This window comes from Halomonas ramblicola (assembly GCF_030409215.1).
GTDB lineage: Bacteria > Pseudomonadota > Gammaproteobacteria > Pseudomonadales > Halomonadaceae > Halomonas > Halomonas ramblicola.
Genome location: NZ_JAUFPL010000025.1, coordinates 291,764 through 294,107, shown reverse-complemented (window position 1 = coordinate 294,107; position 2,344 = coordinate 291,764). Strand labels below are relative to the sequence as shown.

The following is a 2,344-nucleotide window of genomic DNA, read 5'->3' as shown; positions in this document are numbered from 1 at the left end:
TCATGATGGCGGCTCGGTCTTCAGCAGAGAGATGGCGATAGCAGTAAGTCATGGCAACACCGTACCTGATGAGTTACGTGTTGCACTTGGTCATTGAGACCGCCGACCGCCAGGTGTTGAACGGCATCTTCTGGATCCTCTGCTCCGGCGCTAAGTGGCGCGATCTGCCTGAGCGCTACGGCCCTTGGAAGACCGTTTATGACCGTTTCCGTCAGTAGCGCGATGACGGTACCTTCGAGGCAATTCTGGCGCGCCTCCAACTGCGCCTGCGAGAGGATGGCCTGATGGATCTGGACACCTGGATGATCGATTCGACATCGATCCGCGCCACCCGGGCCGCCTCTGGAGGCGGTAAAAAGGGGGACAGGAAGAACCCGTAGACCATGCCCTGGGGCGGAGTCGAGGTGGCCTGACGACCAAGATCCACATGGTCTGTGACCGGCATGGTTGGCCGCTGACCTTCACGCTGTCGCCGGGGCAGGACTCGGATACGCGGCACTTCATTCCCACCATGGAGGACGTTCATCTGCCTGGCGCCAAGGGCAGGCCTCGCAAGCGTTGTAACTTCATCGTGGCGGACAAGGGCTATGATAGCGACTCGCTTCGCCGCTACTGCGACCGGCATCGCATGAAGCCGATCATTGCCCGGCGCAAGATGAAGCGAAAACCGCGCCCTGGTGCTCCGAGGGGCTTTGACAAGCCCCGGTATCGGGAGCGAAACATCATCGAGCGCTGCTTCGGTTGGATCAAAGAACTACGCCGGGTCTGCACCCGCTACGATAAGTTGGCCAGCAGCTTCAGAGCGATGGTATGCCTGGCTTGCATAGACCGCTGTCTACGTGCCGACTTTCCAGACAGAACCTAGATGTCTTTCCGTTCTTTTTTATTGATTTTTGGGATTCTTCATTTTTACTTTCGCAATCAGGGTTAGGGCAAGCAACCTCACTTGGCTTAGTCAAGTGAGTGATCCTTTGCAACTCCTCATGAACCGCTTGATTGCTCTTTATAATTGAAGTTACTTGGCCTTTAAACTCACCTGACTTAGATTTTTTCTCACAAGAGTAACAGTGAAGAGAAGACTCCTTACTCCCTACGCCCTGAACCCTGAAATGGCCTTGGCTCACCCGACCTTTACTTTTCCCTGTCCGTGTATTAATTTCTGTCAATAACTCACTGGGCGAATGCACAGGAGAGAGTAGGAGAAATTCATCACATTCTGGGTTGCGGCATCCATTGACCTGGATCCCGTTGACTGGGTAAGGAATCCTAGGGTTGTTGCCTTGGAAGGATTTTTGTCCCACTGAATAGCCCGCCACACTGACTGGATATCCAGTAGCATAGCGGGCTCTAGCGCTTTGTCAGCCCCTTACCCCACTTTCAGCCACACTTAGGGTAAAGGGCTTGCCCGCCGGCCTCCCTTTTTCATTGCTCATTCGTGCCTGACGCTCCAGCCACAGCGGCGTGACCCGCCGCAGGGAGGCTCCCTGCTGTCACCCGGTTGGCGTTTATCGTGGATCCTGGGAGGCCGATCGGCTCGGCCGGGTCCCGACCGCACCCGGCAGGCGCAGTCGCGGGGGGAGATGCTCGAAGAGGCCCTCGAAGCCCAGGTCCAGCCCGGTACGCTCCAGCACCGAGAGGGCCGCCTGCTCGGCCTGCTCGGGCTGGCGCAGGCGGATCGCCTCCATCAGCAGGCGATGCCGCTCCATGCCGTCGCTCAGTTCGGCCGCGCTGTGGTTGGAGGTCTCCACCAGCAGGCCGATGGCCGGCTTGAGCATGTGGCTGAGCTGGGCCCAGAGCAGGTTGTGGGTAGCGGCGAAGATCGCCTCGTGGAAGGCCACGTCATGCTCATCGTGGCTGAGCCCAGCGTGGCGGCGATCCGACGTCTCCAGGGCCGCGATCATGCCCTGCCAGGCCGTCTCGATGGCCAGCAGGTCCGCCGCCGTGGCGTTCTCGGCGGCCAGCCGGGCCATGAAGGGTTCCACCGCCACCCGGAAGGCGAAGATATCGCGCTGGATCCGCGGATTGGGTTGGGCGAAGCGGGCCATCCACTCGCTGACGCGGGGATCGAGGAGGTGCCAGTCGGGCAGTTCGCGGACCCGGCTGCCCTGCCCCGAGATGCGCGTGACCATGCCCGCCGAAACCAGCTGCTGCAGGGCGCTGCGCACCGTGCTGCGGCTGACGCCGTAGGTCTCGCAGAGGTCCAGCTCCCGCGGCAGGAAGCTGCCAGGGGCGTATTCCCCGGCGAAGATGCCGCGCGCCAGGTCCTCGGCGATGTCGGGCTTTGATGAGGCCATGGGGTGTGACGGGCTCCGTGTACGACTTGGCTCAACCTATGTCGGACATA

At 60.5% G+C, this 2,344-nt stretch carries 1 protein-coding gene and 1 pseudogene; one reads left to right on the top strand and one right to left on the bottom strand.

Annotation, left to right across the window (positions count from 1 at the left end; translation table 11 throughout):
• Window positions 1-104: 104 nt before the first annotated feature.
• Window positions 105-865, top strand: a pseudogene (locus tag QWY80_RS10150) (IS5 family transposase); the annotation flags it as partial.
• A gap of 640 nt (window positions 866-1,505) precedes the next feature.
• Here QWY80_RS10150 and QWY80_RS10145 read toward each other — a convergent pair.
• A complete protein-coding gene (locus tag QWY80_RS10145) occupies window positions 1,506-2,294 on the bottom strand; it encodes a FadR/GntR family transcriptional regulator (RefSeq protein ID WP_290230997.1) in 789 nt (262 codons plus the stop codon).
• Window positions 2,295-2,344 lie beyond the last annotated feature (50 nt).

What these genes read in the sequence shown, in the direction of transcription:
- QWY80_RS10145 (WP_290230997.1), bottom strand. Translation starts at nt 2,294, where the DNA reads ATGGCCTCATCAAAGCCCGACATCGCCGAGGACCTGGCGCGCGGCATC.